This window comes from Metabacillus malikii (assembly GCF_030813355.1).
GTDB lineage: Bacteria > Bacillota > Bacilli > Bacillales > Bacillaceae > Metabacillus > Metabacillus malikii.
The window spans coordinates 17,189-43,257 of sequence record NZ_JAUSUD010000002.1; the positions used below are offsets into that span (position 1 = coordinate 17,189).

25 protein-coding genes are annotated in these 26,069 nt (G+C 35.3%); 15 read left to right on the forward strand and 10 right to left on the reverse strand.

The window, feature by feature from the left end:
• Nucleotides 1-35: 35 nt before the first annotated feature.
• The 5 genes from J2S19_RS02340 (at nt 36) to J2S19_RS02360 (ending at nt 9,094) form a co-directional block, all read left to right on the forward strand.
• A complete protein-coding gene (locus J2S19_RS02340) occupies nt 36-1,076 on the forward strand; it encodes a Gfo/Idh/MocA family protein (protein WP_307336648.1) in 1,041 nt (346 codons plus the stop codon).
• Between the two features lie 465 nt (nt 1,077-1,541).
• Nucleotides 1,542-2,234: a response regulator transcription factor gene (locus J2S19_RS02345; RefSeq protein ID WP_307336650.1), complete on the forward strand. Its 693-nt coding sequence runs from the start codon at nt 1,542-1,544 to the stop codon at nt 2,232-2,234.
• Complete coding sequence (locus J2S19_RS02350; RefSeq protein WP_307336653.1) at nt 2,212-4,401, forward strand: sensor histidine kinase; 2,190 nt, start codon at nt 2,212-2,214, stop codon at nt 4,399-4,401. The genes J2S19_RS02345 and J2S19_RS02350 overlap by 23 nt, the downstream gene beginning before the upstream one ends.
• Nucleotides 4,402-4,908: 507 nt before the next feature.
• Nucleotides 4,909-7,671 (forward strand): phosphoenolpyruvate carboxylase, encoded by a 2,763-nt coding sequence (gene ppc, locus J2S19_RS02355; RefSeq protein ID WP_307336655.1) that lies wholly within the window; start codon nt 4,909-4,911, stop codon nt 7,669-7,671.
• 460 nt (nt 7,672-8,131) lie between these two features.
• A complete protein-coding gene (locus J2S19_RS02360; RefSeq protein ID WP_307336658.1) occupies nt 8,132-9,094 on the forward strand; it encodes a 2-hydroxyacid dehydrogenase in 963 nt (320 codons plus the stop codon).
• A gap of 86 nt (nt 9,095-9,180) precedes the next feature.
• Here J2S19_RS02360 and J2S19_RS02365 read toward each other — a convergent pair whose 3' ends face one another.
• Nucleotides 9,181-9,354, reverse strand: a complete 174-nt coding sequence (locus J2S19_RS02365; RefSeq protein WP_307336661.1) for an SE1832 family protein — start codon at nt 9,352-9,354, stop codon at nt 9,181-9,183.
• A 383-nt stretch (nt 9,355-9,737) separates the two neighbouring features.
• Here J2S19_RS02365 and J2S19_RS02370 point away from each other — a divergent pair, with 383 nt between their 5' ends.
• Together J2S19_RS02370 and J2S19_RS02375 are read left to right on the forward strand one after the other, a co-directional pair.
• On the forward strand, nt 9,738-10,688 hold the full coding sequence (locus J2S19_RS02370; RefSeq protein WP_307336664.1) for a sugar kinase: 951 nt from the start codon (nt 9,738-9,740) through the stop codon (nt 10,686-10,688).
• 13 nt (nt 10,689-10,701) lie between these two features.
• On the forward strand, nt 10,702-11,337 hold the full coding sequence (locus J2S19_RS02375) for a bifunctional 4-hydroxy-2-oxoglutarate aldolase/2-dehydro-3-deoxy-phosphogluconate aldolase (protein WP_307336667.1): 636 nt from the start codon (nt 10,702-10,704) through the stop codon (nt 11,335-11,337).
• Nucleotides 11,338-11,431: 94 nt separating this feature from the next.
• Here J2S19_RS02375 and J2S19_RS02380 read toward each other — a convergent pair whose 3' ends face one another.
• On the reverse strand, nt 11,432-11,716 hold the full coding sequence (locus J2S19_RS02380) for a hypothetical protein (protein WP_307336670.1): 285 nt from the start codon (nt 11,714-11,716) through the stop codon (nt 11,432-11,434).
• Nucleotides 11,717-12,075: 359 nt separating this feature from the next.
• Between J2S19_RS02380 and J2S19_RS02385 the strand changes: the two genes are divergently transcribed.
• The 3 genes from J2S19_RS02385 to kduI all read left to right on the forward strand — a co-directional run bounded on the left by J2S19_RS02385 (nt 12,076) and on the right by kduI (nt 14,621).
• Nucleotides 12,076-12,840 (forward strand): DeoR/GlpR family DNA-binding transcription regulator, encoded by a 765-nt coding sequence (locus J2S19_RS02385; RefSeq protein ID WP_307336672.1) that lies wholly within the window; start codon nt 12,076-12,078, stop codon nt 12,838-12,840.
• A 137-nt stretch (nt 12,841-12,977) separates the two neighbouring features.
• Nucleotides 12,978-13,733, forward strand: a complete 756-nt coding sequence (gene kduD / locus J2S19_RS02390; RefSeq protein ID WP_307336675.1) for a 2-dehydro-3-deoxy-D-gluconate 5-dehydrogenase KduD — start codon at nt 12,978-12,980, stop codon at nt 13,731-13,733.
• A 57-nt stretch (nt 13,734-13,790) separates the two neighbouring features.
• Entirely contained in the window at nt 13,791-14,621 is an 831-nt protein-coding gene (gene kduI / locus J2S19_RS02395) for a 5-dehydro-4-deoxy-D-glucuronate isomerase (protein ID WP_307336678.1), read from the forward strand.
• Nucleotides 14,622-14,737: 116 nt separating this feature from the next.
• Here the strand turns inward: kduI and lepB are convergent, their stop codons facing one another.
• Nucleotides 14,738-15,286: a signal peptidase I gene (lepB, locus tag J2S19_RS02400; protein ID WP_307336681.1), complete on the reverse strand. Its 549-nt coding sequence runs from the start codon at nt 15,284-15,286 to the stop codon at nt 14,738-14,740.
• 323 nt (nt 15,287-15,609) lie between these two features.
• Between lepB and J2S19_RS02405 the strand changes: the two genes are divergently transcribed.
• Nucleotides 15,610-15,972, forward strand: coding sequence for a VOC family protein (locus tag J2S19_RS02405; RefSeq protein ID WP_307336684.1), 363 nt, complete (start codon nt 15,610-15,612; stop codon nt 15,970-15,972).
• 103 nt (nt 15,973-16,075) lie between these two features.
• Here J2S19_RS02405 and J2S19_RS02410 read toward each other — a convergent pair whose 3' ends face one another.
• Both J2S19_RS02410 and J2S19_RS02415 read right to left on the reverse strand, forming a co-directional pair.
• Nucleotides 16,076-16,672 carry a hypothetical protein gene (locus tag J2S19_RS02410; RefSeq protein ID WP_307336687.1) on the reverse strand — a complete coding sequence of 199 codons (597 nt, stop codon included), beginning with the start codon at nt 16,670-16,672 and terminating at the stop codon, nt 16,076-16,078.
• 149 nt (nt 16,673-16,821) lie between these two features.
• On the reverse strand, nt 16,822-18,441 hold the full coding sequence (locus tag J2S19_RS02415; protein WP_307336690.1) for an RICIN domain-containing protein: 1,620 nt from the start codon (nt 18,439-18,441) through the stop codon (nt 16,822-16,824).
• 292 nt (nt 18,442-18,733) lie between these two features.
• On the opposite strand from J2S19_RS02415, the gene J2S19_RS02420 reads away from it, so the two are divergent.
• From J2S19_RS02420 to J2S19_RS02430, 3 genes are all read left to right on the forward strand, one after another.
• Entirely contained in the window at nt 18,734-19,300 is a 567-nt protein-coding gene (locus J2S19_RS02420) for a TetR/AcrR family transcriptional regulator (RefSeq protein ID WP_307336693.1), read from the forward strand.
• Between the two features lie 323 nt (nt 19,301-19,623).
• A complete protein-coding gene (locus J2S19_RS02425; protein WP_307336696.1) occupies nt 19,624-20,562 on the forward strand; it encodes an SDR family NAD(P)-dependent oxidoreductase in 939 nt (312 codons plus the stop codon).
• 234 nt (nt 20,563-20,796) lie between these two features.
• Nucleotides 20,797-21,489, forward strand: a complete 693-nt coding sequence (locus J2S19_RS02430; protein ID WP_307336699.1) for a YesL family protein — start codon at nt 20,797-20,799, stop codon at nt 21,487-21,489.
• 163 nt (nt 21,490-21,652) lie between these two features.
• On the opposite strand, the gene J2S19_RS02435 is transcribed toward J2S19_RS02430, so the two are convergent.
• The 4 genes from J2S19_RS02435 to J2S19_RS02450 all read right to left on the reverse strand — a co-directional run bounded on the left by J2S19_RS02435 (nt 21,653) and on the right by J2S19_RS02450 (nt 23,552).
• The gene (locus J2S19_RS02435; protein ID WP_307336701.1) at nt 21,653-21,829 is read right to left on the reverse strand and encodes a hypothetical protein; all 177 of its coding nucleotides are present in this window, start codon (nt 21,827-21,829) and stop codon (nt 21,653-21,655) included.
• 153 nt (nt 21,830-21,982) lie between these two features.
• Entirely contained in the window at nt 21,983-22,168 is a 186-nt protein-coding gene (locus J2S19_RS02440; protein WP_307336703.1) for a hypothetical protein, read from the reverse strand.
• Between the two features lie 109 nt (nt 22,169-22,277).
• Entirely contained in the window at nt 22,278-22,502 is a 225-nt protein-coding gene (locus tag J2S19_RS02445) for a hypothetical protein (protein WP_307336706.1), read from the reverse strand.
• A gap of 258 nt (nt 22,503-22,760) precedes the next feature.
• The gene (locus J2S19_RS02450) at nt 22,761-23,552 is read right to left on the reverse strand and encodes a Cof-type HAD-IIB family hydrolase (protein WP_307336708.1); all 792 of its coding nucleotides are present in this window, start codon (nt 23,550-23,552) and stop codon (nt 22,761-22,763) included.
• A 226-nt stretch (nt 23,553-23,778) separates the two neighbouring features.
• Here J2S19_RS02450 and J2S19_RS02455 point away from each other — a divergent pair, with 226 nt between their 5' ends.
• The gene (locus J2S19_RS02455) at nt 23,779-23,979 is read left to right on the forward strand and encodes a cold-shock protein (RefSeq protein ID WP_307336710.1); all 201 of its coding nucleotides are present in this window, start codon (nt 23,779-23,781) and stop codon (nt 23,977-23,979) included.
• Nucleotides 23,980-24,241: 262 nt separating this feature from the next.
• On the opposite strand, the gene J2S19_RS02460 is transcribed toward J2S19_RS02455, so the two are convergent.
• Nucleotides 24,242-25,915, reverse strand: coding sequence for a ribonuclease J (locus J2S19_RS02460; protein ID WP_307336713.1), 1,674 nt, complete (start codon nt 25,913-25,915; stop codon nt 24,242-24,244).
• Nucleotides 25,916-26,069: the final 154 nt, after the last annotated feature.

Below are 26,069 nucleotides of genomic sequence, written 5' to 3' on the forward strand. Positions count from 1 at the left end.
ATAGATAATAGAACTTAAAATAGTAGGAGGACTTGATGATGAATATGAAAGTTGGCGTGATAGGCTGTGGGAGTATTGCAAGGCTTCGTCACTTAATCGAGTATTGGGAAAATAAACACGTTGACATAGTAGCTGTTTGCGATCTTGAAGCAAACAGAGCAGAGGAAATGGCTGAAAAATATGGTGCACAGGCTTTTACTAGCTATGAGGAATTATTGAAAGTAAAGGAAATTGATGCGGTCAGTATTTGCTTACCAAATGACTTACACGCTTCTGTTTCAATCGAAGCATTAAATGCTGGAAAACATGTTCTTTGTGAAAAACCAATGGCAACGACATCTGAGGAAGCTGAGGATATGATTGAAGTTGCTGAAAGAAATAGTAAAACATTAATGATTGCGCATAATCAACGCTTTGTTCCATCACATCAAAAGGCAAAACAGCTGATTGATAGTGGTGAAGTTGGAAAAATTTATAGTTTTCGGACATCATTCGGACACCGTGGACCAGAAAACTGGAGTATTGATGGCAGAAATAGCTGGTTTTTTAACAAGGACCAGGCAATCATTGGAGCGTTAGGTGATTTAGGTGTCCATAAAGCAGATTTAATCCGTTACTTGCTAGGTGATGTAGCTGAGGTTGGTGCTTTTGTTGAGACGAGTGCTAAGGAAAATACCGAGGTTGACGACAATGCGGTTGTCATATTGAAAATGGAGTCTGGTGTGATAGGTACACTTGCAGCTAGCTGGTCATATGTGTCAGGCGGCGATAACTCTACAGTTATTTATGGAGAACATGCGATTTTACGATTAGAAGATGATCCGAATTATTCACTGATAGTTGAATATAAAAATGGTGAAGTTGTAAAATATGAATTAGATAAAATTCAAACAAATGATGAAGGTGGACAAACAAATTCACATGTAATCGACCATTTTGTAGATTCGATTGCCCAAGATAAAGCCTCACTCATTACGGGAGAAGAGGGTAAGAAATCACTCGATGTTGTATTAGCTGCCTTGAGATCAAAAGAAACAAAAAAAATAATAAGCTTGCAAGAAGTACTTGTAAAATAGTTCAGGAAGGTGACTATACGCCAAATTATTGGGTAATAGTTACCTTTTTTAGTTATTAAATCTTCATAAATAACTCCTTAATCTTAAGAAATTCTTCATTTTCCTCGTACTTATATGTTAAGAACTCTCACTTATACTGTCATTAAGAAAGGGTTTATATCTTTTAGACTTGTTTTAGCAGTTACACCGGTAAAAGCGCTAGCTATATGACCGAAGCCTCGAATATGGAGCAGCAACGGGTAAAGAGAAGCAATCTATATGACCGAAGCCTCGAATTTGGTGCTGGAACGGGTAAAGAGAAGCAATCTATATGACTGAAGCCTCGAATTTGGGGTTACACCGGTAAAAGAAGCGCCAGCTATAAGCCCGAAGCCTTGAATATGCAGCTGCAATGGTGAAATAAAGTAGTAGCTCTCATGAAAAAATGAAAAGATTTGATATACTTTGAGGTGAGGAGTTGAAAAAATGAAAAGCTATTGTGTACTAGTTGTTGATGATGATAAAGAAATCCGTGACGGTATTGAAATATATTTAAAGAATGAAGGAATGACTGTGTTAAAGGCTAGTGACGGTCTGGAGGCTATTGAGCGGTTAACAGAGCAAGAAGTCCATTTAATCTTACTAGATATCATGATGCCTAAATTAGATGGGATTTCCACAACCTTCAAAATCCGTGAAAAACAAAACATACCAATTATTATGTTAAGTGCGAAAAGTGAAGATACGGATAAAATTTTAGGCTTGCAGGTCGGTGCTGACGACTATATAACGAAACCCTTTAATCCGTTAGAGCTTATTGCGAGGGTTAAATCTCAACTACGAAGATATGTCCAGTTAGGACACTTCGAAGGTGGAGCAAAGCAAATTGATTTAAATGGCTTAACAATCGACCAGTCTGCTAAAGAGGTCGCAGTAAATGGAGAACCAGTTAAATTAACACCTATCGAGTTCAAAATTGTCGAACTATTAATGACGAATGCTGGTCGGGTCTTCTCTATTTCTGAAATATATGAAAAAGTGTGGAACGAGCCTAGCTATAATGCTGAAAATACTGTGGCTGTCCATATCCGAAAGATCAGAGAGAAAATTGAAATTGACCCTAAAAATCCGAGGTACTTAAAGGTGGTATGGGGAATTGGATACAAAATGGAAAAGTAAATTTACCGTTTTAATATGGGTGGTATTAATTTCATTTGGTATAAGTGGGATTCTTACAATTTTTCTTAATAACCATGAATATATGAAAACAAGCTATTTTAAAACAAGCGATTATGAAAACTTGGAAAAAGAATTAATAAACTATGTAAATGCCTTTGAAATTTCCTATCAGACAAAACAAGAGCTACTAGAATCGCTGACAGTGTCGGATGAGGAGATTCATGAACATCGTTATCGTTATGGTGATTTGGCAGAACAAATAGAGACGATTAACGAACAGTATCAGACCCAAACGACAAACGCGATTGAACAAAATAATCAAAGTGTTATTGATTATTATACGAAGGAAAGAGACAAGAAGATTGCAGACATTACGAAAAATTTTGAAAGTGACGAGTATATCGAACAGAAAATTCTTAAAGAAAAACAGAAACGCGTTGATGAATATTATCGAGAACTTGAACAAAATCGAGAAGATTACCAGTTATACAAGGAAGCTTTTCTCTATTACTTAAAAGATACAAAAACGGAGAAAGTCTATACAAATCTACCATCGAAGAAGGAGGCTGAGATTAAAAAATATATAAACGAGAACGAGACAATTTATAGCCGTGCCTACGAAAAATCTGAGTCAATGCAGCTTATCTATGATTATGAAGATATTTTACCTGAGTCAAAGTTTGAACCAGTACGCCTTAAAGGAGAAGTTGCTTTTGCAAAAGAAATCCCAGCTGCTAATCCTATAGCAGCCAGTTATAAAGATTATAAAAATCAACAAAAGTTATTTTTGCTATATACATTAATTGTGATTCTATCTTTAATTACGAGCTTTATTATAGGAAGAAAGAAGAATATGATTCAAAAAATCGTATCAGAAAAGTGGTTAACTTTGTATCGAAGAATACCAATTGATGCAGCGATCGCCTTGTTGTTTACATCAGCTTGTATTTCTATTTATATTATCGTAGATATCAATTTTATATATTATGATTTTTTAATAGACCGAATACTTTTTCACTTTTTAATAATGATTCTATTTGTTGGCTTTACGATTGTTCAAGGAATGTTTTTAAAGGTTAGATTGCAAGGAACATGGACGGAAAAAACAGTATGGAAGGACACATTTATTTACAAAATTTTAAATTTATTTAGAACTGCGTTTTTAAATCGACGTGTTGGAACCCAAGTTTTCCTATTACTTGCAATTGTATTTTTATTTGGTGCAGGTACATTGCTTGTCTTGATTGCACCTGTCTTTTTGATTATATACATTCCGCTCTTTTTTCTAGTAGGCTTACCATTGTTTTTTATGATTATAAAAAGAATTGGTTATTTTAACAAAATTATCTTGAATACGAATGCATTAGCAAACGGAGAGTTTGAACCAGACCTCGAAATAAAAGGCAAATCAGTTTTTGCAAGGCTTGCACATGACATTAACATCATGAAGCATGGCGTGAAAACATCACAAAAAGCACAAGCTAAAAGTGAAAGACTAAAAACAGAATTAATAACAAACGTTAGTCATGATTTGCGAACACCGTTAACATCAATCATTACGTATTCGGAATTATTGAAGAATCCTTTGTTAACTGATGATGAACGTGTTAGTTATCTTGATATCATCGACCGAAAATCTAAACGCCTTAAAGTACTAATCGATGATTTGTTTGAAGCATCCAAAATGGCAAGTGGGAACATTCAATTAATGACAGCAAAGGTCGACCTTGTTCAGTTATTACAACAAGCCTTAGCTGAATATAATGAAACAATTCAGCAATCAGAGCTTACGTTCCGAATTACGAAGCCTTCAACACCAATTTACGCCTGGGTCGATGGACAAAAGGTTTGGCGGGTGTTCGATAATTTAATAGGGAATATCCTAAAATATTCATTAGAGAACACTAGGGCTTATATCAATATTAAGGAAGTGGACGATAAAGTGATGATTACTTTCAAAAATGTATCGAGATACGAGCTCAGCGAGGATACGGACGAATTAATTGAACGGTTTAAAAGAGGAGATCAATCCCGTCATACTGATGGTTCAGGTTTGGGACTTGCGATTGCAAAATCAATTATTGATTTACATGAAGGTACGTTTGATTTAGAAGTTGATGGTGACCTCTTTAAAGTCATTATTATGTTAAATCAGTTAAAAGAATAAACAATTTCCCTATGTTTGTCGTCAAAATTTCAAACATGGGGTTTTTTGTCTGGATAATACATTTCAGCAGATGTTAAAAAGTACGAATAATTGGACAATGAAAGGAAATATCATGGATATTGGGAGGTAATGCAAGTTCCACTAGTACAGTTTAGAAATGCTCACAAACAATTATCCCGAAAAAATGATATGAACTTAGTTGAAAATTAGAAAATGTAATTTAGTGGATGGACATAGGTATTTTTAGCGTTTTCATTTTAAAGACTATTAAGAATATTCGATCTGCTAGGGTTTGAAAAATTTTACTAGAGTAATATTATTTGGAATAACCTGTAACAAAAAGGAAGGTTTTTGCGCTATTGATGAGAAAAATAGATGAATTTGATACGATTCATCTTGAATAGATATTAATTTCGAGAATTTTTAATGGAATTATCCGCGAAAAATGATATGATAGAATTATCTTACTATTTAAATAGAATTACAATTTTGAGGGATGGTGACACGATGACAACTAGATTAGAGACAAATGATAGTAGTCTTCCATTAAGACGAGATGTTAAATCTCTAGGACATATACTTGGAGAAATCTTAGTTCATCATGGGGGTACAGAATTATTAGATACTGTAGAAAGTTTAAGAGTGAAAGCAAAAACTCTTCGCAATAATTTTGACGAGAAAGTTTATCACGATTTAAAAGAAGAAATAGTTAATTTAAAACCACCGATGCGAAAGCAAGTGATTCGCGCGTTTTCAATTTACTTCCATCTAATTAATGCCGCAGAGAGTAATCATCGAATTCGCCGTCGCCGCGAATATCAACTCCAGGATAATAGTGTTGTACAACCAGCTTCAATTGAAAGTGCTGTATTAGCATTGAAAGAGAATGAAATTGGTGTAGATACAATCCAAAAGGTTCTTAACACATTATCACTGGAACTTATTATAACTGCACATCCAACAGAAGCAACTAAACGTTCTGTTATTGAAATACAAAAGCGAATCGGAAACATTTTAAAAGCGCTTGATAATAACATGATTACAAATAGAGAACGTAAAAAGTTAGAAGATAGCTTGTTAAATGAAGTAACGATTCTTTGGCAAACTGATGAATTACGTGACCGTAAACCGACAGTAATGGATGAGGTTCGTAATGGTCTTTATTATTTCGATCAAACATTCTTTGATGTATTGCCTGATATTCATCAGGATCTTGAAGAAGGACTGTCAGAGCAATTTCCTGAGCACCAATGGAATGTTCCGAACTTCCTACACTTTGGATCTTGGATTGGTGGAGATCGAGACGGAAATCCAAATGTAACCCCTGAAGTAACATGGGAAACATTAGAACATCAACGAGAGCTTGCACTAAAAAAATACGAGGAAGCATTAATCATGGCGATGAAACGCTTCAGTCAATCAACGACACGTGTTGAAGTTAGTGAGGAGCTTTTAGAAAATGTTGAGAAGGATGAACAACAGTACTTAACGAAAGAAGCGAGATGGCATGTTGAGACAGAAGTTTATCGTCGTAAAATTGCTGTTATCATCGCTCGTCTTAAAGAAGTAGGGAAATCAGATCTTGGATATCAATCAGCTGAGGAGCTACTTGAAGATTTAAACATTATCCAGCGCAGTGTCGCGTTACATCAACCAGCATATCAAGATTTGAATATGTTGAAAAAATTAATTCGTCAAGTTCAATTATTCGGATTCCACTTAGCAACACTTGATATCCGTAATCATAGTGGTGAACATGAAGCAGCGATTACTGAAATTTTACGAAAAGTAAAAGTAACTGAAAACTACGCTGAATTATCTGAAGAAGAAAAGCTGAAAACGCTTGAAAGGGTATTAAAAGACCCTCGACCTGTCTTATTATTAAATGAAGATTACACGAAAGAAACACAAGAGATGTTAAAAGTATTCTTCATGATTAAAAAAGCACATGACACTTTTGGTAAAAAGGCGATTACAGTCTATCTAGTAAGTATGACACAATCTGCAAGTGACTTACTTGAAGTGTTAGTACTAGCAAAAGAAGCGGGCATTTACCGTTTACATGCAGATGGAAAAGTAGAAAGTCATCTGAATGTTGCACCATTACTTGAAACAGTTGATGACTTAGTTGCAGGTCCTGCAATAATGGAAACATTATTCAATATGGATGTTTACCGTAATCATTTAAAAATCCATGGAGATTCTCAAGAGATTATGCTTGGTTACTCTGATGGAAGTAAAGATGGCGGTACGTTAACTGCTAACTGGAAGCTCTACAATGCACAGCTTGAAATTCACGATATGGCGAAAAAATATAATATCGGCTTAAAGTTTTTCCACGGTCGAGGTGGCTCGCTTGGTCGAGGTGGCGGTCCTTTAAATCGAAGTATCCTTTCACAGCCTGCTGAAACACTTGGCGACGGTGTGAAAATCACTGAGCAAGGCGAAGTGCTATCAGCAAGATACTTATATGAGGACATTGCGTACCGCAGTCTCGAGCAGGCGACATCCACATTAATTGAGGCTTCTGTTAACTTATCAGAGGAATCTGAGCAACAGCACCATCGTGAAACAGCTTGGGAAGAAGCGATGGAAGAAATATCTGATATTTCACTAAGAAAATATCAATCATTAGTATTTGAAGACCCTGACTTTTTAACATACTTTACAGAAGCAACGCCATTAAATGAGATTGGTGAGTTGAAAATTGGCTCACGTCCAATGAAACGTAAAGATCGTAATCGCTTTGAAGATTTACGTGCGATTCCATGGGTATTTGCTTGGACACAAAGTCGACAACTATTACCAGCTTGGTATGCAGCAGGTACTGGTTTAGAAGCATTTATTAATAAAGGAAAAGATAATCTTAAATTACTGCAACGGATGTATATTGAATGGCCATTCTTCCGTTCAACAATTGATAACCTACAAATGGCTTTAATGAAAGCAGATATTACAACAGCAAAAGAATATATTTCATTAGTGAAGGATCAAACGATAGCTGATCGAATCTTTAAAAATATTGTTGATGAATACGAGAGAACAAAAGAGGTTCTTCTCAGTATCTCAGGTGATGAAGAATTATTAGATCATACACCAAATATTAAAGAATCAGTATACCGCAGAAATCCATATGTAGATCCATTAAACTTCTTACAGGTTGAACTAATCAAAGAACTACGCTCACAAGAACAACCTGACGAAGAACTACTAACAGAAGTTTTACTAACAATCAGCGGCATCGCCGCAGGCCTACGCAATACAGGCTGATCCAAAGGAAGCAGGGGGACGGTTCTCCTGCTTCCTTTTTGACTTGGAAAATCACTCAAATAATGGCTAAATGTCAATCATAAAAAAGGATTAGACCCTAGTTATCAAATCGAGCTTAATCCTTTATAGGCCCTTTTCTAAAAGATTAGGGCTTTTTTTATACTAACCTTATAAAGATATTGTTTAAGCTGACTGTGAGACTCCTAAAGTTTGCTAGTTCGTGACAGCAGAGCTAGAGACCTGCTCACCACCGACCCCGCGGAAAGCGACTACTGTAGCGGAGACCAACTCTAAACGATAACTTAGTAAAAAGCAACAACGTTAACGAACAATAGCCTAAAAAAACCCTTCTTAATAAATCATTTTACCGATAATCATAAATTGTTTAAATTTGAGGCAGGAATCAGGACATCATTACTTGAAATAATGGTAGCAACGAGAAAAATCGAGGAGTGATTCGATGAAAAAAAAGGTAATTGTTTATAGAAAAGTACCTGAAGATGTTATCGAAAAATTAGCAGAACATGTTGAAGTCGTTTATTATAAAAATTTGACTGAACAGAATTATGATGACTTTCTAAAATCTTTGCAAACAGCGGATGGCTTACTGGGAGCAAGCTTAAAAATCGATGATGACTTCCTCCAAAAAGCCCCGAAATTAAAAGTTATTGCGAATATTTCAGTAGGTTATGATAATTTTGATTTAGAAGCATTAAAGAAACGAAAGATAATTGCTACGAATACTCCTGGTGTACTAGTCGATACAACAGCTGATACTATTTTTGGTCTACTATTAGCAACTGCAAGAAGAATGCCAGAGCTAGACCAATACGTAAAATCAGGAAAATGGCAAGGAACGAAGGACGAGGATTTATTCGGTGTTGACGTCCATCATAAAGTACTAGGCATTATTGGCATGGGAAGTATCGGTAAGGCCATTGCAAAACGGGCACATTTTGGATTTGATATGAAAATCTTGTATCATAACCGTTCCCGTAATGAAGCGATTGAGACAGAGTTTAATGCGGAATATTGTCAGTTAGATGAACTGTTAGCAAATTCTGATTACGTCTGTTTAATGATTCCACATAGTGCGGAAACAGATAAGCTGATAGGTAGCAGGGAATTACGACTCATGAAAAAGTCTGCGATTTTTATTAATGGCTCAAGAGGTAAAAATGTCGATGAAAAAGCACTAATCAAGGCATTAGAGGAAAAATGGATTTTGGCAGCAGGGTTAGATGTCTTTGAAACTGAGCCAGTGCCATTAGACAATCCGCTATTACAGCTAACAAATGTAGTAACATTACCGCATATAGGATCCGCTACAAAAGAAACACGCGATAAAATGGCAAGGCTGGCTGCAGAAAACATATTAAAGGGAATGCTAGGTCAGACTCCTCCAAATGTAATTAAATATTAACAAATTGAATAACGATAAATCTTACCGTACCATTTACATCAATAGGTGCAACATAAAAAAGGGAAGGACTTAGTTCCGTCCTTCTTTTACTCAGTAAGCATAGAGCGATACTTTGCTAAACTCTCTTCAATTTCGGTTAGTTTAGCCTCAAGTCGTTCTGTTGAGTTTCCTGTTGATTCTAATTTTTCAATATCTCCTTGAGTTCGTACATAGTCCATTTTTAACTCATCTATCCTTTGATTAATCTCATTTTTATTCATATGAATCACCCTTTCTCCTTAATCTATAATGTAAGTTTACCAAAAATAATAGATTGTTACATGGAGATTTGTTAGTTTAGTATCATTCAAACTCCTAGTTATGAGCTAATACACGTATATTTTAACCTCCATCAGGCTCCTCGAAATTAGTTGAAAGTAACCTTATTAATTTACGTAAACCAAAGTCCTAAAAATGAAACTGTAAAAGTTAATAGTATTTATGATAAAGAAGAGACTTTAAAGGTAATTTTCGAACAAAAACGTACAATATTTATAAAAAAACAGTAGAGAAAATATGATGACCACTATATACTATTCTGTATAGACATGTTTTTGAGGAAGTATTCTTCTTAACTTCTTAATGATGACAAGGGGGAGTTCTAATGGATGTTGTAACAATAGGAGAATCAATGGTTGTCTTCACGCCGACAAGTGACGGCTTTATGAGGAATGCAAGTCAATTCACAAAGAAAATTGGTGGTGCCGAATCTAACGTTGCTGTTGGTTTAGCGAGATTAGGTCATAAGGCAGGCTGGATAAGCAAACTTGGTGATGATGAATTTGGAAAAGCGATATTAGGCTTTTTAAAAAGTGAGAATATTGATGTCAGTAATGTATCAATTGATGAAGAGGCACCTACAGGCATTTATTTTAAAGAGCCAAGACGTCAAAACCATATGCGTGTCTACTATTACCGTAAGGGTTCAGCAGCTAGTAAATTAACACCGTTTGACTTAAATCAGGAATATATAGCAAGTGCAAAATACTTACATATTACCGGTATTACTCCTGCCTTAAGTGAAAGTTGTAAGGAAACAATTTTTGAAGCTATTAAACTTGCAAAAAGACATGGAAGAACGGTTGTTTTTGACCCTAATCTTCGTTTAAAGCTTTGGGATGAGGCAACAGCTAGAGCAACTTTACTTGAAATAGCATCAGAAGCAGACATTGTCTTACCGGGTATTGCTGAAGGGGAATTTTTATTTGGGGAACGTGACCCGGAAAAATTAGGTCAATTATTTTTAAATCATGGTGCATCTTTAGTCGTCATGAAAAATGGAGCGGAAGGGGCTTTTTATTTCACAGAAAAAGAGAGCGCTTTAATTCCGGGATTCCCAGTGAAACATGTCGTTGATCCCGTTGGTGCAGGTGATGGATTTGCAGCTGGTTTTCTTTCGGGACTTCTTGATGGCTTAGAGGTAGGCAAGGCTGTCGAACGTGCTAATGCAGTAGGAGCACTTGTAACAATGGTAACTGGAGATGTAGACGGATTGCCAGAACGTGATGAACTTGAACAATTATTATCTAAAAACGAAGAGGATGTTGTACGATAAGGGGGAAATGACGATGAGTCATATTGAAATCATTAAAGAAACAGGGGTAGCCGCGGTTATTCGTGGTGCAACAAAGGAAAATATTGTCCCAATAGCAGAAGCGTTAAGTGCGGGAGGGGTAAAGGTTTTAGAAATAACTGTCGAAACACCAGGAGCATGTGGAGCGATTGAAACAGCTTCCCAACAATTCGATGATGTATTAGTAGGAGCAGGTACAGTTTTAGATGCTGAAACTGCTAGAACGGCCATTATGGCAGGTGCGAAATTCATCTTTTCTCCAACAACTAATCCAAAAACAATCCAAATGGCAAAAAGATATGGAGTTGTCAGTATACCAGGTGCACTAACTCCAACTGAAATACTAACTGCATATGAATGCGGAGCAGATATGATTAAAGTATTTCCAGCAAATGTTTTTGGACCGAGCTACATCAAGGATGTCCATGGCCCGCTTCCACAAATTCCGATTATCTCAACAGGCGGTATTTCCGTTGAGAATGCAGGTGATTATATTAAGGCAGGTGCTGTAGGGGTTGGTGTTGGGAGTTCTTTAGTTAACACTAAGAAGGAACTAACAGCTGCATATCTAGAAGACATAACGAAAACAGCAGCGCAATTTATCAATGCGGTTAAGGACGCACGCAGTTAATATTTTACTACTTATGCATTTGAAGCAGTGTGAAGTGAAACTCACACTGCTTCAATATGTATGAACTATAAATATAAGGACGAATTAATATAAATTAAGCAACAATATTTCTTTGTACTAAAATAGAACGGTCAGCATCAGATGCTGGTTCATATCCTTTTTCAATCGTGCTAATAACAGTTTTTTTGTTAGTTGTCCAACATTGCACGAGACCCCAAATCCCTAATGTAATTGGATTTAGGAAAAACCATTTGATCACTTCTCCCCATTGCCCCCTGAAAATAGCAACCCAACCACCGAAAAAGAATGTAGTCCAAGAGAAACCAACTTTCACCTCTTTTACTACTCCAGTACTATTTTTTAAACGTACCTTTGCCAATATAACCACTCCTAAAAATAGAATATAAAAAGATTTCATGATAATTATACCAAAAGATATAGTTAAATCTACCTAAATTTTCAGATATCATTGAATATAACAGTTCTAAAGTATTATTTTTGATTAAATCACTCATTTTAGTTAAGAGCTTAACATTTCACTTTATTATATTGAAAGGTTAACTGCGTTAATAGCATTCTTATCTGTAATCAATTTCTAATTTAATGTGAATCTAGGTAGCAGAAATAGAAGGAAATTTCTTATCCTACTATAAAATCTATACAAAAATATGTTTGTTTTTGTTCATAATTGTTCTATAATAGAAAAATCAAAATGGTTTATACGGGGGATAATTAACGATGCTTTCTGTTGAACGACACGAAAAAATATTAGAGCAACTCGATAAAAATAAAATTGTAAAGGTCTCGGAACTGAGTAAACAATTACAAGTTACCGAGAAAACAATTCGGGGAGATTTAGAATTATTAGAGCAACGAGCTTTGCTGAAACGAATACATGGTGGTGCTGTCATTGCAGATGGTGAGGGAAGAATGCTACCTATTGCAGAAAGGCAGTCAGGTCACAGTGAGATTAAACATGCAATTGCCAAGGAGGCAGTAAAGCTAATTAAACCAAATGAAACGATCCTTATGGATGGTGGGAGTACAACAAGTGCGATCGCTGAACTGTTAGGTGATTTTCCAATTACAGTTATTACAAATGATTTAAAAATTGCAGGCATACTCCTTAAAAAGACGACAGTACAATTAATGGTTTTAGGTGGTACGCGAATCGATAATTCTTCATCATTAATGGGTGCCCAAGCGACAGAAATGCTACAACGTATTCGAGTAAACCGCTTATTTTTTGGTACGACAGGTATATCAACCGAACATGGTCTAACTGTTTTTAATAGTATCCATGCAGATTGGAAACGCCAAATCCTTAACTGTGCTGACCATGTCACATTACTTGCAGATTCTACAAAATTTGAAAAGGTTGCTCTCATAAATTTTGCACAAATCGATGAAGTTGATGAAATTGTAACAGATAGCAGACTTCCTTTAAATGTAATGAATACCCTTGAAGATAAACAGGTTACGGTTCACCTCGCAAATGTATAATCTAGCACGAAAGTAACAATTAGCGAAAAAAGATGACAAACGAACATTTAACCGTTGTCATCTTTTTTATTTATGATATAATCAAACCATAACGAACATAAATAAACATTAATAAACGAACTTGGAGGTGTAAGGGCATGGAATCTCTTTTTTCATTAAAAGGAAAAGTCGCATTATTAACAGGCGCTAGTCGAGGGTTAGGGCAAGGTATGGCCGTCGGATTGGCAGAAGCAGGGGCTACCGTTATTGGTGCCGGTATGAGTGATATGTCTGAAACTCGCAGCAAAATTGAAGCACTTGGTACTACTTTTCATGAGGTGAAAATTGATTTATCAGAGGATTATGCTGCGGCAAAATTAGTTACAGAAAGTCTATCCTTAACAAACAAGATTGATATTTTAGTAAACAATGCTGGAATCATTCGCAGGGAAAATGCTGAGAATTTTACAGACGATGATTGGTATGAAGTCATTAAAGTAAATCAACATGCTGTTTTTCAATTATCTCGTGAAGTTGGTAGACATATGCTTGAAAATGGCTCAGGGAAAATTATTAATGTCGCTTCGATGCTATCTTTCCAAGGTGGTTTAAGAGTTCCGGCTTATACAGCTAGTAAGCATGCTGTTGCAGGATTAACAAAGTCACTAGCTAATGAATGGTCAAGCAGAGGTGTAAATGTAAACGCTATCGCGCCCGGTTATATGGAAACAGATAATACAGCACAGCTCCGTGCTAACACTGAGCGGAATGAATATATCACATCAAGAATTCCACAAGGACGATGGGGCACACCAGACGACTTAAAAGGTTCTGTTATTTTCTTAGCATCAAAAGCATCTGATTACGTCAACGGTCATATTTTATGCGTAGACGGTGGCTGGATGAGTTCTTAATTATTAAAGATTTAAAATATAAATCACACACTTAACAAGTGAAAGGGGAATTATATAATGGAAATCAGACATACGACAAATCCAACAGATTTTAAAGCATATCAAACTGAGCGTTTACGAAGCGAATTTCTAATGGAATCATTATTTGTCCAAGGAGAAATAAATCTAGTATACTCTCATTACGACCGTGTAGTAACAGGCGGAGCAATTCCAACAACTGGTTCATTAAAATTAGAGGATCCAGATACGTTAAAAACTGAGTATTTCTTGGAAAGACGTGAAGTAGGAATTATTAATATCGGTGCTGAAGGTACAGTTTTAGTTGATGGTGAGGCATATACATTAAACAAACGAGATTGCTTATATGTAGGATTAGGGAACAAAGAGGTATTATTTGAAAGTAATAATGCAGCAGATCCTGCTAAATTCTATATCGTGTCGACTCCGGCACATAAACAATATCCAACAAAAAAGGCGCCAATTGAAGAAGCAGAACCAACACGTTTAGGATCTGATAGCGAATCAAATAAACGGACAATTTATAAATATATTCATGGAGATGGAATTCAAAGCTGTCAATTAATGATGGGGATGACATTACTAGAACCAAACAATATGTGGAATACAATGCCAGCTCATACACATGACCGCCGTATGGAAGTCTATTTATACTTTGATATGGAACCAGAATCAAGAGTATTCCACTTCATGGGCCAACCAAATGAGACACGTCACATCGTTGTCCAAAATGAACAAGCAGTCCTATCACCGCCATGGTCGATTCACTCTGGTGTAGGCACAAGCAATTATACATTTATTTGGGCAATGGGAGGAGAAAATTATACATTTACAGACATGGATACTGTTAAAATGGAAGATTTAAAATAAAAAAATAGTGACCCACCTGGAAAAGGAGGGTCACTATTTTTGATAGTTTAACAACTTAATCCCCCGTGCTGAAAGGTGGACTTACAAGCTGCTATCTAACTATATTGTCACAATTATTATTTAGGGATTCCAAGCCCTTGAAGCGGATAAATACGGAATACGACTTCACCAATGATCGAATCGTAAGAGATGAATCCAAAAGCCCTGCTATCAATACTTTTTATTCGATTATCACCCAATACGAACAACATATTCTCTGGTACGGTTGACTCACCCGTTATTTCTTCTAATGTAAAGTCCTCAGTTAGATTTAGTGTTGGAGATTCAAGCTTCTGATTTTCTAAATATGGTTCATCGAAAACTTTTCCATTTATGTAAAGCTGGTCATCTTTCATTTCTATATGGTCCCCAGGAAGCCCGATTACCCTCTTAATATAGTTTTCACCTTTATTGTTCGGTGAATCAAATACGATACAATCAAAACGGTGAATTTCTGTTGTTTTACTGATAACAACTTTGTCCTTATTTTCAAAGGTAGGTGCCATGGATGCACCAAGTACAGTTGTTGGAGAAAATAGAAAATGTCTGCAAATAAACGCGATAACAATTGCTAAAGCAATTGAGTGAATCCATGAATAGATTTCCTGTTTCTTCGTTTTTTCCATTGTAATCCTCCTATGGTAGATTGCTAGTCTTGCATACAGATGTTATCTAAATCGATCTCTAATTGTAAATCGAAGACATTCGCAATTATTCCTTTACATGTTTTGAACAGCTTTTTATTATCTTCTATTTAATGCCCGCTATCTCCTGCACCATGTAAGTTATTTGCTCGATTGTTTTCCAAATTAGACATTCACTCGACACTCTATTCGTACTGTTTCATCATCAAACAAATTCGTCAAATAAATTTTTAAAAAATAACAGGATAATTATAACATATATGGAATTAGTTATGAGAAAAAATTCAATTAGGAGATGAGAAAGTATGAGTGAGCAGGTCGTTGATAGAATTGTTGAACGAATTGATGCAGTATTTCTTCCGGTAAGAAATCTTGAGGAGTCATTGTCATGGTACCAAGAGGTTTTTGGCTTTGAATTACGATGGAAAAATGAGAGAATGTGTGGGTTATCAATCGCCCCAAATTGTGGGTTTCATTTAGTGCAAATTGTAGATTTTAAACCGGTAGACTCGTATACACCATTTAATTTTGTTGTGAAAAATGCTGAGGAAACACGCCAGCATTTCATGGAGAAAAATATTACAGTTTCGGAAATAAGACCTGGTGAACCAAAACGGTTTGATGTTACAGATGTAAACGGAAACATGATAAGTGTTATTGAGCTGTAGAGTAATTGACACTATTTGAATAATATAGGATTGAACGACGTTTTGATATGACTTTTAAGGAGTAATTAAACTTTCATTGAAATGTATAGTACTAGTGAAATGATTAGAACATTTTTTCAATGCCATGCAATTCAATTTGTTCAACTTCAAGACGTGTATCTAGATAGTCATATTCTGCGATGATTTTTAGTTTTCCTTTCTTAAAGAATGCAAGTAATCTTTTTGCCTCGTTTGTTAATTTCGGTTGAATAGTATTAAGTAATGCTCTTTTTGTTAGGAATTCTGATTCAGCAAATTGCTCTTTTGCTGACAATTTTGGAATTGAATCGATACCAGATATGTAATTGAGAGCTAATGAGCGCAAGAATGAATAACCATTACAATAATCATTATAAGTCTCTTCTAAAATAGTGACAGCATCACCTTTATTTGAAAGTAGCATTTCTAAATATAAGGTGATTCTTTCTTGTTCAAAAGATGCAAAAGGTATCATCGGTTCAAGAATTTTTAATAATAAGCTTTTTACATATTTATCACGATAATTCAATTCAATCAAACGAAGGTAGAAATCACTGTTATATACTTTTTCGATTTCTTCTGTAGAATAGAGCCATTTTTCGAAATCAGATAGTGATAATATGCCTTTGTATAATTTGTAAAACTGTCTTTCCATTTCAAGTTTAGCAGCTATGTTATTCAACTCCCTATTTTTTGTATATAATACACTGTTGGACGATACCTGAGTCCTTACTACCGCTGTACAAATAGAACTTAGCTGACTAATAGAAATATAGTCAGCCATGAAGTTTGTTCTTAAACAAGTATTTCACTCACGCCATTTAGCAAGAGTTAATTTACTTTTACAATTTGCCATAGCTGATTTGAGCCATTATTAAATGTCCATTGACTGCCATTGCCGCCATCCTGATTAGACTTAGCATGAATTTCTAACGCTTTTCCGCTATTACGATTGATGATTTTATAATATCCCTGGCCTGTTTGTGTTATTTGCCATTGCTGATTCGTTCCGTTTACATCAGCCCATTGTACAACATTTGCACCATTTTCTAACGAGAAATTATAAACGTCTAATGCTTTGCCACTATTTTGATTCACAATGTTAAAGTAACCGTCACCGTTCATTCGTAAATACCAATTTTGACAAGTACATCCATTGCTGCTCCATTGTTGGACGTTCGCACCATCTGTTAAACTGGCATTTGCTATTTCTAATAGCTTGCCACTATTGCGGTTTACAAGCCTATAGACAGCGTTTTGCTCAAACTGGCTTGAGCCATTGCTTATATTTCCCGTGACAGAATTTGTACTTCCAGCCTCATTGCTTACAATTGTACCACCAGTTGTAATCGAATTGTACACGACTTGATTATTTGTTGAAGCCCCAGTAATTCGTATCCCTGGATTGTTATAACCTGAGTATGTCTTAATTTCATTGTTTGCTAGTACGTTGTTACTTCCAGGTGCGAGTCGGATAACTGACTCAGGGTTTAATGAACGGTTACTTTGTTGGATAATATTATTAGTGAACGTATTGTTATCTGCTTGAACGAGTATTCCATGTATCCGGGAATCGATAACTGTATTTCCTGTAATAATATTATGATGGGCGCCACTTAGTATAAAAATCCCTCTAGGGTAATTTTTGATTGTATTATTTTTAACAGTATTATATGCACCGCCATTCGGGATTCGAATTCCACCGTAGCTATCCGATTGCTGATTTTGATTCAAAATTCGATTATCTGAGACTGTTGTATAGGTTGCTCGAGAAAGATTAATTCCACTACCACCTAATGAGTTAGTTATGAGATTGTTTGTGATTTCAACATTTGTAAAGTCACCAACTGGGTATCCTTCAGCCCCAGTTGCAATTGAATGTCCGCTTGTTCGGTCAAACACACTGTTTTGGATGGCAGAGTCTTGCAATCTTCTTAAAATGGCACCATTCGTTGTGTCGCGAATTTCTATATTGTCAAGTGTAAGGTTCCGAACCTTTTGATCAATTAACATCCCGCCTATTTGACTTAGACCTTTAGAGGCACGATTTGTGCGGTCCCCATCAAAAGTAAGGTTTGAAACTGTTACATTTAAGTCAATCGAATTTGTTGGTAAAATCGGGTTACCAACAATATAATTAACACCGGACTCCATTTTCTTAATAACAGTTTGTCCAATTCCTGCCCCAACAAGATTTACTCCTTTATGAAAACGTAGCTCTTTGTCGACGTAATAAGTACCGGCAGGAAGATAAACAGTTCCTGCAACACCTCGATCATAAAAATATTTCATCGCAGCATGAAGTGCATCTGTTTGAGATGATTGAACACCAGGAGTCACACCAAAATCTCTCGCATTAATAGTTTCCGCTGCTCTTGCCTCGGAATGGACGAGTATAATTGAGAAGAGGAAAGCGATAAGGTATAATCCACAATTCTTGACCAATTTCATTTTAGAAAATCTCCTTTAATTAATTAATTCTGTTATGGGTAACTTAGAGAATGCAGTAGCAAAAACCCATTTATAGCAATCAACATTCACCTCCTGAATATAATTATTAATGACAATGCAAGGGTAACAAATACAGAAAATTCAAACAATGGTTCAATGATACCGTTTACATTTTGGTGTCTATAGGACAAAGCAACGATAGTTAATGTCAAGATTAATTAAAACTTTTGTTGACAATATGGTAAAATTTGATATCATTTAATTGAACAGTGGTTAATAAGGAGATAGTCAGATGGCAGCTAGAAAAGCAGGAAAAGTTGAATTAACGAGAGAAATGATTATGGATGCAGCAAGAGATTTGTTTGTTCAAAAAGGTTATCAGCATGTATCAATGCGCCAAATTGCGAAAGAATTGAATTATAGTCATGGGGCTATTTATTATCATTTCCAAAACAAGGCAGAGCTCTTTTATGCACTTGTAGAGGAGCACTTTAAGATGCTTGATAATAAACTTCAGAAAATCCTTGCGCAAGATAGTGATAAGCGGACAAAATTAATTTCGATACTTGTCGGATTTATTGAATTTGGTCTTACACATCAAAGCCATTATGAAATTATGTTTCTAATAAAAGACGAAGAAGTCCAAGCGCTAATAAGTGATGGCCCAAATAAAAGCTACGATAAATTTGCACAAAGTATTTACATGTTAACTGATAAAGAGCTATCAATTAAAGAAATTTGGTCCATTTTTTTATCATTACATGGTTTTGTTACACATTACTGCAGACATGTAAATAGTTATGAAGAAGTAAAAGAATTGGCGATTTCCCATGCAGAGTTTCTCATTAAGGACATGTAAATAATTTAAGTCTTTTGAATTAAAAGGTATGTTTGTTCAAGATTAATAGTTGAGCAATTCAAAATGACTTCATACTGTAAGCAAAGGTAACAAAGGATGATATAGTCTAACTCAACTGAAGATTCGGACCACATTTTTCGGTCTTAATTTAAACGAGAGAGACAATATATATGTGCGAAGTGAAAGCCTGATATTTGTAAGCAATGGTCGATGATAATAACATAAAGCGTGAACTAAGAGAGAAATAATAATGTTAGTCTGCGAGAAAGATTTTTTTGACCTGAATTGACCACTGGTTAATAAAATACAAAGGGGATGTACAAATGAAAAAGGTGTTAGTATTAGGTGCTTCAGGTGGAATGGGGTATGCATTAGTTATGGAGTTAGCAAGCAGAGGTATTGAGGTGATTGCCTTTGCAAGAAATAAAGAAAAGCTTGATGAATTATTTGGTCATATGTCACTTGTTACGACTGTTAGTGGAGATATCTTTATTATCGAATCGTTAATGAAAGCTGCAACTGGAGTGGATAGTATTTTTCATGCTGCAAATATCCCTTACTCTCAGTGGCATGTAAAGCTTAGGCAATTAGTCAGCAATATTATTAAAGTATCAGAAGCACAGTCAACAAAGCTGATTTTTGCAGATAGCATCTATTCATATGGCCGGAAACCAAACGAACTTGTTCGTGAAGACTCGCCAAAATATCCGCATACTGTAAAAGGAAAACTAAGATTGGAAAATGAACAATTAATCAAACAATCGACTGTACCCACACTTATTGCACATTTTCCTGATTTTTACGGTCCTCATGCGTCAAACACATTGCTGCACTTTACGCTCAATCCAGTAGCTAAAAATAAAAAAACACGCTTCATTGGTGACCCAACGATTGCAAGAGAATTTATCTATACTCCTGATGGTGCCAAGGCTCTAGTAAATTTAGCATTAACTGAAAAAGCTTATCATCAAAATTGGAATATACCGGCGTACGATGTTATTACGGGTGAAGAGATTATTAAAATACTTCGTGAAGAGTTAAACTATGAGAAAAAGGTATCGATTGTAACAAAAGGTATGATTCAATTTCTAGGTTTATTTAGTAAAAATATGCGTGAAGTGGTAGAGATGTTTTATTTGAATGAGGAACCCGTCATATTATCAGGTGAGAAATATGAGGCTGAAATTGGGAGGTTACCGAAAACTCCTTATAAAGATGGGATTATTGCTACGATTAACCAAATTAAGCAGCAACAGATTTAATCCATTTAAAACCATAGTCAAGTCTGTATAAAAGTTCAATGACTAGACTTAGGCACGTCTAGTAGCTTTACTTTCTCTCAAGTAAAGAAGTATCGACATGAATAAACAGGAAGTTAGCCAAAAAATACTAATGATATGACAACGACACGCCCTGAAAAAAACGCTTACTGGAGGCGCTATATGATATAATAGTCTCAAAAGATATTAATTGATATTAAAGGCGGGTTTTTAAGAATGGGAAATATGATGAGTGGATTAAATAGAATTTTTGAGTGGATTATGAGGCTTTCGGTAATTAATGTACTCTGGATTGCATTTAATCTGCCTATTAGCTACTTACTTTTAACATTATTACTCGCAGATGATTCATCTGTTATGATAATGATTTTAATGACTATTGCTGCTTTAGCACCTTTTTTATTATTTCCAGCAACAACAGCTGCGTTTGCGGTTGTTAGAAAATGGGTGATGGGCGATCCCGATGTTCCACTATTTAAATCCTTTTGGGGTTTTTATAAGGAAAACTACGTTCGGAGCTTGGTAGGAGGACTATTGTTTACATTATTTTGGATTATCTGGGCAGTCGACTTCTATTATTTCTCACAAATAAATATCATGATTAGCTCTGTCTTCTTAGCTGCTGGTTTGTTTCTCATATTATTTACGTTTTCATTTATTTCAAATACTGTTCATACTGTTTTGCCATTTTGGCAAAGTGTGAAAAACTCTTTTTTCATTTCGTTAGTTTATCCGTTCACAAATATATTAACGATTGTTGGAGTGGGAGTAATCTTATATGTAAGTTTATCAACGTTTACATTTCTCTTGCCTTTTTTTACAGTATCAATTATCTCGATTATCGCTTTTACCGGTTACTATCAGAAAATGAGTAAAATAGTTGATAATAAAAAAGCAACAAATGAATAGGAAACAAGCCGAATCTGCCCTCAGTTCGGCTTGTTTTAATTACTTATTGAAATAGAAATCCAAGTATTTTTACGAATATAAAATAAAGAGCCGACCTATATTGAGGTTGGCTTTGCAAAAGGTTCATCATATTAACTATGATAAGCGCTAATGTTTAGATAGATTAAGCGTTTTCATAAATAACGCCTTTAAATTTGATTTTTAACTGTGGATGCTTTTCCTTTTTTAAGTTCTTTTGAATATCCTTAATTCTATTTAATGCATCAGTCATTCCACTCGCATTTATTTTATGTTCAATTGTCTCATTTCCTGTATCGATTAAAAAGACAAAATGTTTCATCTCGCAAGTCTCCCCTTAGTTGTGAATATTTTCATTACCTTTATTATAGTATATATGAACTAGCTTTTGTAAGCGTTTTTATAAATAAATGTGAACGATTTGTGAATGCGTTTTCAAAAATGGTTTTACTCAACAAATGTTGAGTAAAGTCCGCTAAAATAAGTAAATGGCAAAAGCAATAATTGTTAGAATCGCAAGGATAATATAAATCCATGATAGACGTGAAATATTTCCTTTCGTTTGTTCATCATAATTATGGTCACCCTTGCCACCTAGTAAAATAGTACCAACTAGTGCTAAAATACCTATAAGGATTACGAGAAAGATTGCAAATTTCATGACAGTCCTCCATAAAGAAAGTTATGTGCATACTTATACTATAGCGTAAATTTCCGATATTAGAAGGATGTTTTTTAATATCATGTTCTGTCATTCATTTGTTCGCTGCTTAAAGGACATTTGTTTTATTACTCGAGTCCTCAATTTTCATCTGTTCTAGCTCTAGTCGTAATTTTTCAGTTTCTATTTTAAAGTTCTCATGTTTTAGTTTTTCAAGCTCAAGTTCATCTTTTATCATTTTATGCTTTCTTTTTGATTGGCTTTCAAAATGACTTGTGATGATAGCGATAATTGGGATTGAAAAAATCATGACCACTGCTACTAATCCTGTCAACGTAATCTCACCTCTTCCCAATCATTTCTTGATTCTCCTATTATTTTACATGAGGTCATGTGTAAATACCATTAACCTTTATAATCAATTTTTCATTTATTCATACGAATCATAAAGAAAAAGGTTCCCTTTTAATAAGTTTTTTTCCTACTAATAAGATTTGAATTTTCCACTATGCTTTGCGAAATGAAAAAGCTGTCGTAAAACGAGGAGCAATAAATAACTCGTTTTACGACAGCTTCATTCATTCTTCACTTATTACTCAACAAGACCTAATGTTTTTAGTCCATTATAGATACCTGATTCGGTTACTTTCGTTGTTTTATGCTTGGCATATTGGAATAACTCCGGATGCCCATTGCCCATCGCAAAGCCCTCACCAACAAGGCTAAGCATTTCTTTATCATTCATCCCATCACCAAACGCAATCGCGGCTTTAACAGGGATGTGTAAATGGTCTAATATACTTTGAACCGCAACACCTTTGTTCACACGATCTTGAATCACATCGTAGCAATGACGTAAACCATCTACATTTACTTGTGATAAATGTATTGTCCGATCTGCTTTTTCATAAAGCTTAGGGTCATGCTTACTTAACTGAATGAGGGTAATACCTAAAATATGTGGGGTTACCTCAGGTGTAAATTGTTCATTGTATTGTAAGTGAAAGGCTTGGAGAAATTCCTGGACGATTGGGCTTTCTAAATTAGAAAAGTAATTTTTTTCATGTGTATACAATACAAGCTCATGACCGTTGTTTTTTGCGATGTCAATATAGGTATTAACTGTTTGTTCATTCATCGGAGATTTAAAGATGTCCTTCCCTTTATAGATGGCATATGCTCCGTTGTAGCCGATATACGAATCAATGTTTAGTTCTTCGGCAATATGTGAAATTTCATGTAAAGGTCTGCCTGTTGCAAGAAAAACCTCTATCCCTTTATTTTTCACTTCTGCAATGGCTTGTTTAGTCGACTTCTCAATCGTGTCATCCGGCCTTAATACAGTGCCATCAATGTCTAAAAATAAGATTTTGTATTTATTCATCATCTTCTCCATACGTTTAGTTTTTTTTCGAATTATGATTGTTGAACCTATCAAAATTTTAACATATATATGATATTTTGTGAAAATCGCACCAAATTGAAAAAAGCAGTTATACCGAATAAAAAATTTTTTTTTGCATTTTATGTTTAATAATTTTACGTAGGGACATAATAATAATCGAAATTATCATCAAACATCGTTTGAATGATTTAGGAGGAAATTGTAAATGGCACAAGGAAGAGTAAAATGGTTTAATGCAGAAAAAGGTTTTGGATTTATCGAAGTTGAAGGTGGAGAAGATGTATTCGTACACTTTTCTTCCATTCAAGGAGAAGGTTACAAAAGCTTAGATGAAGGCCAAGAAGTTACATTTGATATTGAACAAGGTAACAGAGGTCCACAAGCTGCTAACGTTCAAAAAATATAAACCAACATAAACCAATTCAGGTTTGCAAGTAGGTGAACCTAGAAGGAATATAGAGTATTCTCGTATTCTTTTTGAAGAAATGGGACTGCCCAATAATTAAAACGTCCATTCTATGAATCATTCATAAACGGGCTGATTATTAGGCAGTCCTTCTTCTATTTTATTCATGGATTGAATTTTTGCTAATTTGCTGTAGTGAAGCCCTTCATTAAATAAAATAAACAAAGAGTAAGCAATGTTTGCAAACTCTTTGTTTATTTATTTAAATTTCAATAATAATCGGAAGAATCATCGGTTTGCGTTTCGTATGTGTAAATAAAAATTGACCGATTGTTTTCTTTATATTTTTCTTCATAATGTCCCATTTGTAAATGTTATCCTCTTGCAGTTCGATTACAGTTTTTTTCACAAGGCGATTTACGTCTCTAAGAAGCTGCTCAGAGTCTCGAACGAACACAAATCCTCTTGTAATTGTATCTGGTCCAGATATAATTTTTCTTTCGGCTTTGCTAAGTGTAATGACGATGATAATCATTCCATCCTCTGAAAGCTGTTTTCGGTCACGAAGGACGATTTCACCAATATCGCCGACACCAACACCATCGACATACGTATCGCCTGCAGGGAGCCTTCGAGTTTTTGCTGCAGTCTTATTTTTAATGTCGACTACATCTCCATTTTTAATAATGAAAATATTATTTTTGTCTACTCCGACTTGTTCGGCTAGCTTTTGATGCTGATAAAGCATTCGATATTCCCCATGAATTGGAATAAAATAAGTTGGCCTCATAAAGGTGAGCATTAATTTCAAATCTTCCTGGTAGCCATGTCCTGATACATGCATTTTCGTAGAACTGCCGGAACCGTATATTACATTAGCTCCGAGCGTATACAGATTATCAATAATCCGTGACACATTACGTTCATTGCCTGGAATTGGTGATGCTGCAAAAATTACAGTATCCTCTGGTAAAATTTCGACATTACGATAACTATTAGTAGATAAGCGTGCAAGTGCGGCCATTGGTTCACCTTGACTGCCAGTACATAGTATCGCAACATGTTCTGGTGCAAACGTGTTTATTTCCTCAGCATCAATTAACATCCCCTCAGGAATTTGTAAATAACCACGTTTTATCGCCACATCAACTACGTTTATCATACTTCTTCCAAGCAATGCTAGTTTTCGATTTGTTTTTATTGTTGCATCTACGACTTGTTGGACACGGTTAATGTTTGATGCAAATGTTGAGATTATGACTTTCCGTTTTGCTTTCATGAACGCTTCTTCTACATGGTCACCGACAATTCTTTCAGAAGGTGTAGAGCCTGGTCGTTCTGCATTTGTACTTTCTGATAATAAGGCTAGCACACCGTTTTTCCCGATTTCGGCCATTTTATGAATGTCGGCGTATTGTTGATTAACAGGTGTTAAATCAAATTTAAAATCTCCTGTATGTACGACATTACCTTCAGGTGTATCGAAAACAATCCCTAAACAATCAGGAATGCTATGATTCGTTTTAAAAAAGCTAACCTTTATGTTCTGAAACGTTAATTCAGACTCTGAGTGTATTTCGATGAGCTCAGAATCACCTAAAAGTCGATGTTCCGTTAATTTTAATTCGATTAAACCTAGTGTAAACCGAGTCGCATAAACAGGTACTTTTAACTTTTTTAAGAAATACGGAATTGCACCGATATGGTCCTCGTGTCCATGAGTTACTAGTAACGCCCGAATTTTCTCTTTATTTTCTTCTAAATACGCAAGGTCAGGGATGATTAAATCGATTCCTAACAAGCTTTCATCAGGAAACTTTGAACCGCAGTCAATGACGATAATTTCGTCTTCATATTGCAAAACATACATGTTTTTCCCAACTTCATTCACACCACCAAGAGCGAAAATCGATAGTGTATTTTGCTGTGTGCTCAAAATCTTACCTCCCAACATGTTTTATTAAGCCGTAGTATTCCCTTATAGAGTAGCTTTTATCATATCCGTCTACTAAGTTTTCGGGAACAAGTGATTTTTTTAGTGAGAATGGAATAGGTTGTATGAAGAATAGCAGCAAAATATGAATAAGGAG

Bases quoted from the DNA above. Each gene is read 5' to 3' on its own strand.
- J2S19_RS02340 (WP_307336648.1), top strand. From the start codon at position 36: ATGATGAATATGAAAGTTGGCGTGATAGGCTGTGGGAGTATTGCAAGG.
- J2S19_RS02345 (WP_307336650.1), top strand. From the start codon at position 1,542: ATGAAAAGCTATTGTGTACTAGTTGTTGATGATGATAAAGAAATCCGT.
- ppc (WP_307336655.1), top strand. From the start codon at position 4,909: ATGACAACTAGATTAGAGACAAATGATAGTAGTCTTCCATTAAGACGA.
- J2S19_RS02360 (WP_307336658.1), top strand. From the start codon at position 8,132: ATGAAAAAAAAGGTAATTGTTTATAGAAAAGTACCTGAAGATGTTATC.
- J2S19_RS02365 (WP_307336661.1), bottom strand. From the start codon at position 9,354: ATGAATAAAAATGAGATTAATCAAAGGATAGATGAGTTAAAAATGGAC.
- J2S19_RS02370 (WP_307336664.1), top strand. From the start codon at position 9,738: ATGGATGTTGTAACAATAGGAGAATCAATGGTTGTCTTCACGCCGACA.
- J2S19_RS02375 (WP_307336667.1), top strand. From the start codon at position 10,702: ATGAGTCATATTGAAATCATTAAAGAAACAGGGGTAGCCGCGGTTATT.
- J2S19_RS02385 (WP_307336672.1), top strand. From the start codon at position 12,076: ATGCTTTCTGTTGAACGACACGAAAAAATATTAGAGCAACTCGATAAA.
- kduD (WP_307336675.1), top strand. From the start codon at position 12,978: ATGGAATCTCTTTTTTCATTAAAAGGAAAAGTCGCATTATTAACAGGC.
- kduI (WP_307336678.1), top strand. From the start codon at position 13,791: ATGGAAATCAGACATACGACAAATCCAACAGATTTTAAAGCATATCAA.
- lepB (WP_307336681.1), bottom strand. From the start codon at position 15,286: ATGGAAAAAACGAAGAAACAGGAAATCTATTCATGGATTCACTCAATT.
- J2S19_RS02405 (WP_307336684.1), top strand. From the start codon at position 15,610: ATGAGTGAGCAGGTCGTTGATAGAATTGTTGAACGAATTGATGCAGTA.
- J2S19_RS02415 (WP_307336690.1), bottom strand. From the start codon at position 18,441: ATGAAATTGGTCAAGAATTGTGGATTATACCTTATCGCTTTCCTCTTC.
- J2S19_RS02420 (WP_307336693.1), top strand. From the start codon at position 18,734: ATGGCAGCTAGAAAAGCAGGAAAAGTTGAATTAACGAGAGAAATGATT.
- J2S19_RS02425 (WP_307336696.1), top strand. From the start codon at position 19,624: ATGAAAAAGGTGTTAGTATTAGGTGCTTCAGGTGGAATGGGGTATGCA.
- J2S19_RS02430 (WP_307336699.1), top strand. From the start codon at position 20,797: ATGGGAAATATGATGAGTGGATTAAATAGAATTTTTGAGTGGATTATG.
- J2S19_RS02435 (WP_307336701.1), bottom strand. From the start codon at position 21,829: ATGAAACATTTTGTCTTTTTAATCGATACAGGAAATGAGACAATTGAA.
- J2S19_RS02440 (WP_307336703.1), bottom strand. From the start codon at position 22,168: ATGAAATTTGCAATCTTTCTCGTAATCCTTATAGGTATTTTAGCACTA.
- J2S19_RS02450 (WP_307336708.1), bottom strand. From the start codon at position 23,552: ATGAATAAATACAAAATCTTATTTTTAGACATTGATGGCACTGTATTA.
- J2S19_RS02455 (WP_307336710.1), top strand. From the start codon at position 23,779: ATGGCACAAGGAAGAGTAAAATGGTTTAATGCAGAAAAAGGTTTTGGA.